This is a genomic window from Streptomyces sp. NPDC058469, from assembly GCF_042721125.1.
GTDB lineage: Bacteria > Actinomycetota > Actinomycetes > Streptomycetales > Streptomycetaceae > Streptomyces.
The window spans coordinates 12,520-24,951 of record NZ_JBHXME010000011.1 but is presented as its reverse complement, the minus strand read 5'-3'; the positions used below and the strand labels follow the sequence as shown (position 1 = coordinate 24,951).

16 protein-coding genes are annotated in these 12,432 nt (G+C 62.8%); 4 read left to right on the top strand and 12 right to left on the bottom strand.

All coding sequences use genetic code 11. From position 1 onward, the window contains the following. Positions 1-28 precede the first annotated feature (28 nt). Positions 29-343 (top strand): hypothetical protein, encoded by a 315-nt coding sequence (locus ACFWP5_RS08650; RefSeq protein WP_384152366.1) that lies wholly within the window; start codon positions 29-31, stop codon positions 341-343. 143 nt (positions 344-486) lie between these two features. On the opposite strand, the gene ACFWP5_RS08645 is transcribed toward ACFWP5_RS08650, so the two are convergent. The 7 genes from ACFWP5_RS08645 to ACFWP5_RS08615 all read right to left on the bottom strand — a co-directional run bounded on the left by ACFWP5_RS08645 (position 487) and on the right by ACFWP5_RS08615 (position 5,806). Further along, positions 487-1,350: a hypothetical protein gene (locus ACFWP5_RS08645; RefSeq protein ID WP_384152363.1), complete on the bottom strand. Its 864-nt coding sequence runs from the start codon at positions 1,348-1,350 to the stop codon at positions 487-489. A 394-nt stretch (positions 1,351-1,744) separates the two neighbouring features. Further along, a complete protein-coding gene (locus ACFWP5_RS08640; protein WP_384152360.1) occupies positions 1,745-2,116 on the bottom strand; it encodes a hypothetical protein in 372 nt (123 codons plus the stop codon). Positions 2,117-2,207: 91 nt separating this feature from the next. Then, positions 2,208-2,645, bottom strand: coding sequence for a hypothetical protein (locus tag ACFWP5_RS08635; protein ID WP_384152357.1), 438 nt, complete (start codon positions 2,643-2,645; stop codon positions 2,208-2,210). 279 nt (positions 2,646-2,924) lie between these two features. Then, complete coding sequence (locus tag ACFWP5_RS08630) at positions 2,925-3,368, bottom strand: hypothetical protein (RefSeq protein ID WP_384152354.1); 444 nt, start codon at positions 3,366-3,368, stop codon at positions 2,925-2,927. Between the two features lie 87 nt (positions 3,369-3,455). After that, positions 3,456-4,304 carry a helix-turn-helix domain-containing protein gene (locus tag ACFWP5_RS08625; protein WP_384152351.1) on the bottom strand — a complete coding sequence of 283 codons (849 nt, stop codon included), beginning with the start codon at positions 4,302-4,304 and terminating at the stop codon, positions 3,456-3,458. After that, positions 4,301-5,041 (bottom strand): DUF6879 family protein, encoded by a 741-nt coding sequence (locus ACFWP5_RS08620; protein WP_384152348.1) that lies wholly within the window; start codon positions 5,039-5,041, stop codon positions 4,301-4,303. Before ACFWP5_RS08620 ends, ACFWP5_RS08625 begins: the two co-directional genes overlap by 4 nt. A gap of 243 nt (positions 5,042-5,284) precedes the next feature. Beyond that, entirely contained in the window at positions 5,285-5,806 is a 522-nt protein-coding gene (locus ACFWP5_RS08615; RefSeq protein ID WP_384152345.1) for a DUF6879 family protein, read from the bottom strand. A gap of 118 nt (positions 5,807-5,924) precedes the next feature. Between ACFWP5_RS08615 and ACFWP5_RS08610 the strand changes: the two genes are divergently transcribed. Further along, entirely contained in the window at positions 5,925-6,527 is a 603-nt protein-coding gene (locus tag ACFWP5_RS08610) for a nitroreductase family protein (RefSeq protein ID WP_384152342.1), read from the top strand. Between the two features lie 91 nt (positions 6,528-6,618). Here the strand turns inward: ACFWP5_RS08610 and ACFWP5_RS08605 are convergent, their stop codons facing one another. Then, positions 6,619-8,379, bottom strand: coding sequence for a DUF262 domain-containing protein (locus tag ACFWP5_RS08605; protein ID WP_384152339.1), 1,761 nt, complete (start codon positions 8,377-8,379; stop codon positions 6,619-6,621). Between the two features lie 236 nt (positions 8,380-8,615). On the opposite strand from ACFWP5_RS08605, the gene ACFWP5_RS08600 reads away from it, so the two are divergent. Beyond that, positions 8,616-9,401 (top strand): hypothetical protein, encoded by a 786-nt coding sequence (locus ACFWP5_RS08600; protein WP_384152336.1) that lies wholly within the window; start codon positions 8,616-8,618, stop codon positions 9,399-9,401. A gap of 75 nt (positions 9,402-9,476) precedes the next feature. On the opposite strand, the gene ACFWP5_RS08595 is transcribed toward ACFWP5_RS08600, so the two are convergent. Together ACFWP5_RS08595 and ACFWP5_RS08590 are read right to left on the bottom strand one after the other, a co-directional pair. Continuing rightward, positions 9,477-9,659 carry a DUF397 domain-containing protein gene (locus ACFWP5_RS08595; protein ID WP_384152623.1) on the bottom strand — a complete coding sequence of 61 codons (183 nt, stop codon included), beginning with the start codon at positions 9,657-9,659 and terminating at the stop codon, positions 9,477-9,479. Positions 9,660-9,673: 14 nt separating this feature from the next. Next, on the bottom strand, positions 9,674-10,519 hold the full coding sequence (locus ACFWP5_RS08590) for a helix-turn-helix domain-containing protein (RefSeq protein WP_384152333.1): 846 nt from the start codon (positions 10,517-10,519) through the stop codon (positions 9,674-9,676). 203 nt (positions 10,520-10,722) lie between these two features. Here ACFWP5_RS08590 and ACFWP5_RS08585 point away from each other — a divergent pair, with 203 nt between their 5' ends. After that, positions 10,723-11,346 (top strand): ATP-binding protein, encoded by a 624-nt coding sequence (locus ACFWP5_RS08585; protein ID WP_384152330.1) that lies wholly within the window; start codon positions 10,723-10,725, stop codon positions 11,344-11,346. A 238-nt stretch (positions 11,347-11,584) separates the two neighbouring features. On the opposite strand, the gene ACFWP5_RS08580 is transcribed toward ACFWP5_RS08585, so the two are convergent. After that, a complete protein-coding gene (locus ACFWP5_RS08580; RefSeq protein ID WP_384152621.1) occupies positions 11,585-11,968 on the bottom strand; it encodes a very short patch repair endonuclease in 384 nt (127 codons plus the stop codon). A 90-nt stretch (positions 11,969-12,058) separates the two neighbouring features. Further along, positions 12,059-12,424 (bottom strand): nuclear transport factor 2 family protein, encoded by a 366-nt coding sequence (locus ACFWP5_RS08575; RefSeq protein ID WP_384152327.1) that lies wholly within the window; start codon positions 12,422-12,424, stop codon positions 12,059-12,061. Positions 12,425-12,432: the final 8 nt, after the last annotated feature.

Below are 12,432 nucleotides of genomic sequence, written 5' to 3'. Positions count from 1 at the left end.
TGTCCGCCCCCCGATTCCCCATGCCGGCGTGGGAGAGAGCCAGGCCCTGCGCGGCCGTGTCGCGTCCGCGATCTGTGCCCTCGTTCTCATCCTGGGCCACCTGGTGACGGCGTACATGACGCTCCTCGCGTACGCGGCCGACCCCGCGGGGCCCTGGGACAGTGAAACGGTCGCCCACTCGAACTTCGCGTCAGGCACCGCCCTGACGTTCACCGCCGTGACAGCGGGCCTGAGTTGGGTGTTCGTCAAGGCGGAATGGCTCCGCAGATGGTGGTACGCGGTCCCGTCGGCGCTGGCGGTCGCGGCGCTGCTTCGGCTGACGCTGCTGGCTCCGGAGCTCTGACCGGTCAGCCGCCGGGATCGTGCGCCGTCCGGATCGTGCGCGGTAGGTATGTGATCAGGCGTCAGGGTGGCGCCGGGCGCCGCGATGCATGGCGGCCCGGCACCGAAGTGCTGACGTACTGACGTGAGGTGCTGCCGAACCGCTTACCTGACGTCGACGAAGTCGCCGGGCGCTGTGGCCGCGGCGGTGGTGGCCGTGCCCGCGAAGACGTAGCGGTAGTAACCGTCGACCGTCGCCTTCGTGGTGGTCTTCAGCACGCCGGTGCTGTTGGTCTTGACCGTCTTGAGGGTGGTGTAGGTACTGCTGCTCTTCTTGCGGAACTGAAGCTTCGCGGGCTGGGACACATAGCCCGCGTACTTGCCCGTCGACCAGTTCGCGCGGGCGAGCTTGCCCGTGACCGTGATGGTCTTGCCCTTCTTGACCGGCTCCGGTGTGGCATTGGCGGTCAGGGTGGAGGCCTTCTTGATCGCGGCGGTGGCGACGTCGTCGTTGTAACTGGCGTTCGCGTACAGGTCCCAGGCACCCAGGAACAGCTTCCAGGTCCCGGCCACGCCGTTGTCCTTCATGTCGGTGGCGGGGTGGATGTTGAAGACGGCCTTGCAGGTGTACGTGCCCTGGGTCGCCGTCTCCGTGCAGGCGGGGTCGTCGTCCGTCCCCAGGCCGCCGGTGATGCCGTCGGTGGTCGAACTGTCGGTGCCCTGCCACAGGAAGGCCTCGGTGAGGGCGACGCCGCTCGCGTCCGTGGCGGTGTACGTGACGGTGACGGACTTCGTGCCGGTGGTGCCGAGGACGATGTCCTTGCCGCCGTTGATGACGGCGTGCGAGAACTTGGTGTTGCCCGACGAGTCCCTCGGCTGAACGGACGTCGAGCGAACGGACTTCGAGGCGAAGGAGCTGAGCTTCGCCGCCGCACCCGTACGCTCCGACGCCTGAGCGGCCACCGGAAGAGCGAGCGCGGACAGAACAACCGCACCGGACACGGCAGCGGCCGCAACGCGTATACGCATGAATCCCCCACGGGAACCTGAGAGGCCCGCCCAAGTCTCCCCTTGGCCGGGCCTGTTGATCTCCGCATCATATGAACTCAGGTCGGAAATGGTGAAGATCTCTTGTGCAATAAGTGCGTAACGGACCAGTGGGGCTTGGGAATTGGTATCGACCTGGGGGAGGGCGCGATGGCGAACTCGGCGCTGGCGTGGAGGATTCCAAGACCGAGCGAGGGGAGGTCCATCTCGCGGAGGAGACGCTCCAGTTGCTCGCGCATGACCGCCTCGGTCTTCCGTGCCGATGGGCAGTCGCTGTTGCCGCGGGGTCGAACTGGTCCCGGTGCCTCTCCTGCCGGGTGTGTGGAAGAACCTAACCACCAAACCAGCCAAAGGTGGTGTGAGGCAGTCCAGTTCCTCAGGAACCAGGCAGTGCGATTCGGCCGGTGAGCAGGATGTCGTGGTTGGCGAAGAGTGCGTCGAGGTCGATACGTCGGCGGATGTACGCCGTCCAGGTCGCACGCGGCAAGTCTGTGTATGCGGCGACCACACGGGCGCGGTTTGCCTGAGTGAGGATCCAACGGGCCTGGTCGGACTCGTTGCTACGGCCGCTGAAGTCGCGCGCCAGCCGCCACAGCTCCTCGCCCTCGCTGAGTACGTCGACCACGGCGACGAGGCCGATGTCGCCCAGGCCGCGTTCGTCGCTGGAATGGGTGGTGTAGGCGAGGGTGAGGGTTTCGAGAGGGAAGACGGTGACGCGGCTGGTCGCGGTCAGCTCGGTCAGGGACACGAGAAGTTGGTCCGTTTCTGGCGGTGAAGGGGGTGGCCCTGCTCCGGGGAGACCGGACCAACCCCCTCTGGGGAGCGGCTGGTTGTGCCGGTCAGCAGCAGGGGCCGTCGCCGCAGCAGGCAGGTGCGTTGCATTCGGCGGCCGTACCCCACAGCTGGTCGTCGACCTCGAAGCCGGCCGCCCGGATCTTGCCGACGACCGAGGTCATCAAGCCCCCGGTCCGCGTCTTGCTGTTCGGCTGGTGATGCAGGAAGTAACCGAACTGCTCCTGACACCAGTTGGCGTACCAGTCGGTGTGAAGGACGAGCGTGTGCCAGCCGGGGTCGACCTGTTGGGACGGGGCCATGGAGGCGCCCTCGCCCGTTGAGCCCATCACGAAGACCAGAGCGAGCGCCTGGTCCACGACGCGGTCCGCAACGGCACGTTCGATGCCGTACTCGTCGGCGCAGAACGCGGCGAGCATGGCGAAGTCGGTGTTGGTGACGAGGGAACGGCCAGTGGGGGTTGTGGTGGTTACGGCAGCGGTCATCGCCTGCCCTCTTTCGCGCTCGTGCCCACGGTGGGCGGGGTCGGACCCGGGGGCCTTTCGGGAGCTGGCGGGGTTGTGTGGAGCACTGCTTCACCTCGTGGTTGAGGGATTTTCGGGTAGCCCACTTCCGGGAGCGACGAACGGGCGTCGCGCATTCAGGAGAGGGAGAGGGATCTTCCAGCCCGCCGTACGCATGGCGAAGGCGCGTACATGGCGGAAAGCAGCGGGGGTGCCTTCAAGCTCGGGGCGCATTGGAGGGCGTATGCCGACTTCGCGCGTTCACATTCGCGTGCCGATGGCGATCCGATCGTTGTCGGCCAGCCGGATCATCGCCCGGAGCACGATTTTCAGGCGGCGCTCATCGAGGTATTCCACCGCGGCGAGGTAGCTCTGCTGCACGCCTACGATCGACAACACCAGCCCGAGGAACGCGCGCTCGCCTTCGTCGAGTTCCAGCGTGTAGAGACGTCCGGACATGCCTTCCCACCGGCAGGTCATGACACCGTCCTGCCGCGTCACGAGCACTTTGCGGACGTGGTCCCGAGCAAGCAGCAACTCCTCTTCGACGAGGGCCTGCGCTGCGGTGCGGTCGCGCAGGCCGACCGCAGACCGTACGAGAAGCTCGCCGAGCGGCGGGGCATCGGGCTCGTCGTCCGTTGTACGTGAGGAGGGCGTACTGGTCACCATCCAAGGGCCGTCGCAAGAGGCGGGCTTTGTGGTCATGACCAGGACGTTAGGCGGCGCAATTGCGCATGCAGGTAGCGATTGCACGCGATTGCGCATGCAGTGGCGGGGCTTGCGGTGGATTGCCTATGAGGGGTTCAAGGACGCTCTTGCCCGCCCGATCAGACGGCGTGCTGACGCCCCGTACTCGGCGGACTCGGCGAGCCAGTCCCAAGCTCGCTCGTACAGTTGGATGTCTTCTTCGCCGGTGAGCCACAGCTCTTCGCTGATCGTCTCGACGATGACCAACCGACGGTCGTAGATCCAGAAGGCGTGCGGGGCAGTACGGCGCAACTGCGCGCCGAAGGGCAGGATGCCGAGCTCGATTCGGCGCTGGCCCACCAGGTTGTACAGCCGGTCCAACTGCTCGGCCATCACGTCCGCGGGACATGAGCGGTGGTAGAGGGCGGCCTCACAGATGAGAAACCGGAAGGTCTTTGCCGGGTCGTACAGCGACTCCTGGCGGCGCATGCGGGCTTCGACGGCAGCCTCGGTGGTCGGCGGGATACCCCGGAACTCCGCGTTGGAGTCGAAGATGACACGGGCGTACTCCGGAGTCTGGAACAGCCCTGGTACGCGCGACACTTCAAGTCCCTGGACCGCTTTCGTGGCCTCGGTCTGGCGGACAGCGATCTCCTGGCGGCCGCGGTGTCCGCCGGCCAGCTGGCGTCGCCAAGAGCGGTGCCGCTGCTTCATCTCAAGCCCGGCTCGCAGACCTTGGAGCTCAGCTTCGACCTCCGGTCGGTCGCACGCCTGCGCCCATTCGGTCAGATCGGCGGCGGTCGGAGTCTGCTTGCCGTTCTGAAGCCGAGAGACCTTCGAAGGCTGGCAACCGAGCTTGGCAGCAAGGTCTTTTCCCTCCAGACCGGCCTCGGTGCGCAGCTCGCGCAGCCGCGCGCCGAGGGCTTCTCTGGCGGTCTGGTAGTCCGTGCTCACACGGTGGAACGTACCCGCCTGGCGAACTCTTCGGTACGTACAGCGTGGTGCCAGGCGGCGTCCCGGGCCTGGCAGGCGGCGAGGACTTCGGCGGGGTCCTCGGTGACGTAGATACCGAGCGTGGTGTCCTCGTCGTCGAACGCGAAGCGGGCGAGGATCTTGGAGTCGAAGAGCCAGAAGTCGTAGTCCGGCAGCCGCAGTTGCTGTGCCTGGGCGCGGGTCAGGTTGCGAATGTCCTCCCCTGCGGCGACGTTGCTGGGCGCGCTCGCGAGGAGGAACTCCTGTCCCTGGGTGAGCGGTTGGTCGACCACCCGTACGCGCTCGAATCGCTTGCCCAGTGCGGTCTGTGCGCGCACGTTCTCCCGCCAGGCGTTGTCCGGCTCGCCGGCGATGTCCTCGCCCGCGACGAACCGCGCCCACTTGGGACTGTTCCGGTCCGAGGCGTAGCCGCTGCGCGTTTCCAGTCGCCAGGCGGCGTGCTTGAAGTCGCGAAAGAGACCGGAGACCGAGGCGAACGGCTGGAGTTCGGGCGCATCGCTCCTCGGCGCGTAACGGCTGAGCAGGCTGCGAGGCACGCGGACGAAAGTCTCGGACTCCTTGACGTCCCGCAACTGGGTGAGGTGCTCGGGATCGTTTTCCCGCTCGCCCTGGACGAGGATTTCGTCCGTGCCCTCGATCTCGTACAAGGTCGGGCAGTCGCCGTCGTCGCTGGTCGTACCGAGGAACCTGAGCGTCATGTCACCCTCCAGCTGCGGTTGTTGGAGATCCAGGATGCGTGGGCGGGACGCGGGCACGCCTCGGGATTGCAGCAGATTGCGCATCCTGTGTGGCGCGCTGAGATTGCGCGCAAGCGGGATAGGGCGGTCCCGATACGGAGATGCCGTATCCGGGTGCACAGGTGAGGTTCGTTCGCGTGCGCAGCTCGCCGAGGGATTGCGACAGACCACTTCTCGACCGATCCGCCTTCTCAGGCTCGAAGGTCACTCGATTTCCTTCACGTACTCCGAGAACGGCACCGAGCGAGCCAGCGAAATCCGCTTCCACTCCAGGTAGGGGGAAGTGTCTCCCGCGAACATCTCTCGGCTGCTCTGTGTCCCGTCCGGCCGGTAGTTGAGACGTACTACTCGCCCCTCGTCGAACATCCACCAGTCCGTTCCCGACAGGGGTAGTCCGTAGTCCCTCCGCGTGACGTCCAGGACGCGGATGTCTTCGCCGGAGGCTATGTTCCCCGGAATTCCCCATGCGAACTGGTACCGCTGATAGTCAGTCAAGGGCCGCCGGACGACCCGAACCCGCCCGATATGGCGCCCCGATGCCACGTATCCGCGCACTCGTTCATGCCAGCGCGCATTGTGGTCGGCGGGCTTCGGCTCACGGCGAAGGAAGCGGGCGACGTTCTCGGCTTCCCTGGGCATCGTGTAGGTGGGCTGAGCCTCGAACCGCCAGGCGTCACGTTCGTACGCATCGAACATCCGACGCCACTCGTCACCGTCCAAGAGCACGTACAGCCTCCTTGAGCACCGACTCAGGGATCTCCACCAGGGTCTCTCACCCTACGACGGCTGATCAGCAGCTCAACAGCGCCCGCTCCTCCGGGAGTTCGTGGCAGGATCTGCCGACATGGAATTCTCCGAGGTGGTCCGCCGGCGACGCATGATCCGTCATTACTCCGACAAGCCGCTGACCCCGGAGGTGATCGAACGCGTCCTCGCCTCCGCGCTACGAGCCCCCTCGGCCGGCTTCTCCCAGGGCTGGGCGTTCCTCGCCCTGACCGACCCGGCCGACCGCGCCCGCTTCTGGCCGTTCGTCCCCACCCGGGTCGAGAACACTCCGACCATGCAGGACGCCCCGCTGGTCGTAGTACCCCTGGCACACAAGGCCGCCTACCTTGCGCGCTACGCCGAACCCGACAAGGGCTGGGAGGACCGCGCAGAGGCCCGTTGGCCCGCGCCGTACTGGTACATCGACACGGGAATGGCCTCCCTGCTGATGCTCCTGACCGCGGTCGACGAAGGGCTCGGCGCCTGCTTCTTCGGCATCGTGCCGGAGCATCTGGAGCCGTTCCGGGCGGAGTTCGGGGTGCCGGAGGAGTACGACCCGATCGGTGGGATCACGGTGGGGTACCGGGCTGAGGATGTTCCCGAGCAGAGTGGGCGGGTCGCGGAGCGGCGGCGGGGTGCGGAGGAAGTGATTCACCGCGGGCAGTGGGGGTGGCATGCCTGACGGGGATTCCAGGGGGGACTTCGTCATTTGTGGACCCGATACACGTACCTGGTGAAATTCAGGCATCTGTCAGTACGCGCTCACGGCGGTGCTACTGCCACTGGCTGGAGCTTGGCCAGACCGTAAGAGCAGTTTTCGCTAGATCTGCCTGCCTCTCGATTATTCCTTCTGGGCGCCAACGAGATTTCTGAGAGTCCCAGAGTCTGAATACTTGTGTTTCCGAAGAGACAAGAAGCGCGGACTCCTCGTATATGCTGACCTTCTCGGGGAAAGGGCGATTCGAATTTGTCTGATTCTTGCGCCCGTTGAGGAGGGTTACATTCCCCAGGCGATGCACCCATGAATCGTGTTCGTCCAAGCGCAGCTCGGGATTCGGTTGCTGAGGGTAGATCTGTTCGACGTGGACTTTTGTACTGCTGGCCACCTCAAGCTCGTCGACTCCTTCCGTATTCCTCAATTTCGCTTCGACCTTCTCAAGAAGATAGCGAGCCTGGGACGGCTTGGGAATAGATGCCTCTTCGAAATCGACCTTAAAGGTCTCATTGTCCGGTATCCATCCGCACACCCGACGCAGAATCGATTCTGCCCCCGCTCCACCGGAAAACTCCTTCGCGACCTCGAATATATTCTCCTCGAGGAGCGTGGATTCTCGTCGACCGATTACGGTCCATCTGACATAGTAGCTGAGGCAGGCTTCTATGAGGTCTTGCAGCTGTGCGTAGTCATTCTTTTCGGAAGCAGCCAGGAGCAACGGGTGCAGGGCATCGGCGTTCAGGGCTTTTATTTCGGACAGTGCTGAATCAAATTCATCAACACCGGTTGAGCAGTGGATGAGGTCAACGTATCGAATGGACGCGCTTTCAAGCTCGGCCGCAAAGGCGCCAGCCGTGTAGGCGTGGGGGCGCTTGTCGAATTCCCTGGTGAGATCTCCTCGGATCGTGGCGTATAGGCTATGGGATTTCACGTCCCCATGACGAGCCACCCAGAAGTGGCGCAGAAACCTTTCAATCTCTTCTCTCTTGTCGAATTTGTCGAGAAGTACACGCCAAGCATCATTCACGCGTTGCTTCTCTAGATCTTCTCGACTTCTTTCCATGAGGAAGTTTCTCACGAGGTCCACTGTTGAAAGGTCTTTGCCTCGAGAATTAATGGTCTCGAACACTTCGTTCGCGTCACTTGACGTAGGTGTTTGAATTTCAACAAACACCAAGCCTTTTATGAGGCACTCGTACAGGGAATCGAGCCAGTCAAGTCGACTGTCTTCATCGGAGTAGGACGAGAGCTCTGCGGTTATCTTGCTTTCGAAATTTGAGTAGGCCTCCTGAATCAGTTTGTGGGACGGTCGCTTCTTCGGGTCCTCTACCCCTCTGACCTTCCCGGTCAGCTCATTCCAGTCCTGGATGAAGTCTCGAAAGAAGTCGCGATCAAACAACGAAAGGACCAGGAAATATTCTATCGGCTCCCGTCGGCCGGCCTTCCTAGCTATGTAGTCGCGCTGAATGTTGCTAGCTGTTGACCGTGCTTCCGGGGACCCGATCCTCCACAAGATGTCGCGAATTACTGCGATCAAGATGGTGGATGTCGTGAGTCGCTGTTGGCCGTCCAGGAGTGACCTGCTCTTTACGTGTTCATCAGTGATCGTGACAATTGGGCCAATGAAATACTCGGATGCCGATTCCTTGCCGCTTTCGCGAGCCAGTCTAAACTTCTGGATATCGGCCCAGTAAGTGTCAACTTCTTTCTTCGTCCACGCGTATTGTCGCTGACTGTCATCGGGAACGGTGACTACGGGATTGTTCGCCCCGATCAACTGTCCGAGAGTTTGACGCGCCGCATGCTTGATGATCGCCATGATGAGCTCCGATGATTCCGATCCTCCGGAGGGCGATCGTAGCGTCTGCTGGACGGAAGAGGGTCTGGTCTCAGCAGGTTCAAGAGCGTATTGGTGAGGTGCGGGCGGCTACTGGAAAGGTATCAGTGTGTCAGTAGGGCACGGATCGGGACAAAAGCGAAGCCGGGATCCTTCCCTGACTGCTATCTTTATCCGTAGCTTTTGCCTGTACCCCACGGGATATTCAAGGAACTTGAATGAGTCTTTCCAGCGACAACAGCGCGCCACATCACTTGCACTCCATATTGGCGAGGGTTCGTGAGTCCTCCAGTGTTAATTATGCGAGTGGTTGGGCTCAAGCGCTCGATGCGGAGTGGGGCTCACTGGAGTTTGCCAAGCGTCACTCGGAGGTAGTCAACCTGTTGCTCGACACGGTGGTGCAGTTGAATGCACTGCCCGAACGGGCGCGCGAGAGATCTCTCCGGTATGTTCCTTCCTGGTGGATCGCCGTAGTGCAGCCGCAGGCAAACTGGACCGATAATGGTCGCGATTCGAGCAGTATTATTACCCCGGATATGCTGGATCATCTTGAGGCGGCGGCAGATATTATCGCCGGAAGCTTGGTTGGTTCGACCGCAGCTCCGCGCAGCACTGACCTTCAGGGAATCTCTGATCAGTGTCAAGAGTGGATTGATTTGCTGCAGTCAATGGATGACGTCGAAATTAGTGGCTCTGTGCGTGATGAACTATTGAGTCAGATTGAACATCTGATCTGGTTGATCGACAACGTACACATCTTCGGCGCTGCCAGAGTTTCGACTGAAGCAAGCAGGGTCATCGGCTCGCTGGCTCAAGCTTCCGCGACCATGGGAAACTCGAATCCTGACACTGCCAGTCGATGGGGGAAGGCGTGGATAGCGTTCATTGCGGTCTGTGTCGCATTCAACGTCGGAGCACCCATTGTGCAGGAATCAATTCAATCCGGAACGGCCGTTGTGAAGGAGATAGCGAGCGTTGTGGATGACGTCAGGGGTGCAGAGTAGCCGCATGTGGGCACTCTGCAATATCTGATCGTTTGAAACGTGTGTGTGGTATATGATTTCAACGCGTTGGCATGGCTAGTAATCTTTCGGTTCGCCCAAAGCGTCTATGAATGTAAGCCATGCCGGGGTTCGGACCGTAAGTATCGGTCCATGAAGATATTTGGAGTCGCGAACGAGCGTGCCACCTTTGAGGGGCGCACACTCGACGCACTCCGTCCCACTCCCCCCGCTGTACGAGGACTTGAACCACTGGTGCATCGAGGGCGCCGACATCAGGACTCCTTGCTTATGCGGTGGACGATGTCTGTGGAGGACTCAAGATCGAGCGCCTGTGCGCTGAGGTACTCGAACGCCAACCTATAACGCGCCAGTTCCTGCGGCTTCTCCATAAAGAGGCCGCCGCTGAGTAGGTCCACGTATGCCACGTCCAGGTCCGGAGTCGGGCCCCGGAGGATGGCGAAGCTGCCAACTGCCGCTGCGTGTGCGCCCTTTGAGAAGGGGAGGACTTGGACGGTGATGTGAGGGCGCTCGTTCAGGGCGAGTAGATGCCCGAGTTGCTCTCGCATGACCTCGCGACCGCCGACTTGGCGACGGAGCGCCGCCTCATCGATCACGCACCAGATGCGCGGTGGGTCGTCGCGGTCAAGGAGTTCCTGGCGCTTCATGCGGATGTCGACCATGTGCTGCACTTCGCGCTCCGGGCATTGCACCTCCGAGGCTCGGTGAACCGCCTCAGCGTAGGAACGAGTCTGGAGTAGCCCGGGGACGTACATGCAGGCGTAGTGGTCTTCGCGTACGACCTCGTCCTCAAGCGTGAGCATGAGGTTCATGGAGTCAGGGATGGGGTCGGCGAGTGATCGCCACCAGCCTTGGATCTTGGCACCCTTGGCCAGTTCGACGAGGGCGACACGTTCTGCGTCAGAGGCTCCGTATTCGCGGCAAAGGGCGTCAACGGCCGGCCACTTGACCGTTCCTTCCTTCGTCTCGTAGCGACTCAGTGTTGCCTTTGAGATGCCGACTCGTGCACCTGCTTCCTCCAGGGTCAAGCCCTCGGCTTCGCGGAGTCGGCGCAGGTCGGCGCCCAGCTGACGCCTTCGTGTGGTGGGTCCAACTGGCATGTTTCCAGCCCCTCATGTCGATCCATCAGATCGTGCTGGTTGTTCGAGCCTGACGGCAAGGCAGCGCGCGCCGGGGGCGCGTGAGGTCCAGGTGCACTCCCGTCGGTGGATAATGAGAGTTCCATTTTGAGAGTTCCAGTGCAACCCTCGGTGTGAAGGTAGTTACGCATCGCAACCTGCTGTGCAGGTGGAGGGGTTGGGGCATGGACTGCACTACGTGCACGCCGAGGACGGCGTGGGAACTCCCGTTTCTTGCGGAGCCGGAGGAAGTGGCAGCTCTGCGGCGGGTGTTACGGATCCATCTGAGGATCTGGGGCCTGCAAGAACTCACCCTCGCGGTCCAACTCTGCGTGAGCGAGTTCGTCTCCAACGTGATCACTCACGTGGGTGCAGGTACCCCGACCACCCTTGCCGTCTCTATGAACGGCACCCGCCTGCGCATCGAAGTCCACGACCCTGACACACGCGCTCTTCCGACACTCGTGGATGCGAGCGATCACGCCGAAACAGGGCGTGGCATGGCGCTCGTCACCGCCACTTCTGACCGCTGGGGTGTTCAGCTCCTCGCCGATCGGAAGGTGACGTGGTGCGAGTTCGCCACTGCTCTGCACGCGCCCGACGAGCACTGCAGCAGCCGTCGGGCAAGCCGGCTCGGGGCGGCAACGACGGAGGCGGCGGCCATCGAGGCCATCTCCGATCTTCTGCACTGGCTTCGGGCGCACGGTTACGACCCGGACGAAGCCCTGGACCGAGTTCAGATGCGCTTCGAGGCTGAACTCGGTGCCGTGGACGACCAGCTGCTCGGTCTCACGCAAGAGCGGTCGTAGCATCCACGGTTGGGGGCCCCGATGGCCGTGCTTTTTTGGCGGCGGACGAAGAGTAGGTGGATGAGAGCCTCACTCAAGGTGTAGCCGTGATAACCGGTTTGATGCGAATCAGGCTTCATGGTCCGCGATGCTCCTGCGGGTGACGTCACCTGGCGGCAACAGCGGGAAGACGAGAGTGCGGGTAGAGGAGGCCCGGCCCCGTTCCCCGCGTTCGCTGCAAGCGGGAGTGTCGCCCGATTCAGCTTCTCTGCTTGTGGTGGAGAACGGCAGACCTGATCTCTTCGGCCACTGTGTTCGGGACCTCGTGCTCCCAGTACCGCAGAACCGTCCACCCCGCCGTTCGCAGATGCTCGGTGGTTTCCTGATCGCGGGCCATGTTCTTGTCGAGTTTGGCCCGCCACCACTCCGCGTTCGCCTTCGGCTGGGTCGCATGCTGAGGGCACCCGTGCCAGAAGCAGCCGTCCATGAAGATCGCGATCTTGGCCTTGGGGAAGACGATGTCGATCGTGCGACGGGGTATGCCGGGCACCGGTACGTTCACCCGGTACCGCAGGCCCTCGGCATGCAGGAGGCGTCGGACCGCCACTTCGGGAGCCGTGTCGCGGGAGCTCTGTCGGCTCATGCGGGCGGACACGGCAGCGGAGGACGGGACGGCATCTGGCACGGAAGCATTGTGCCGGCGTACTTGAGGCGTTGTGTCGAGAGCCGCAGATCACGCCCGTTCGTCGCGACGGTAAGTCCACATCTCCGCGAGCAAGCCGTCCCGAACGCGGATCAGCCAAATCAGCCCGCTCGCTGTTGCCGCCGCACCGGCACCCCGGCTCACCTCCCCAACCGCGGCCAGCAGTTCCCCTTCGTTCAACACCGCACTGATGTCGAAGCGCAGGTCCGGCTGGGCGGCCCGGACATGCTCCACCGCCCGCTGAACGTCACCGGGCCCCGTGATCTCCGGATGCGCATGGTCCCGCCAATCCGGATGAAGAACCTCACCGGCGACAGCCGAATCGCCGGTGTTCCACATCTCGAAGTAGCGGAGCACCAACTCGCGGTCAGCAAGCCCATGTTGCTCAGTCGCCACAACCGACC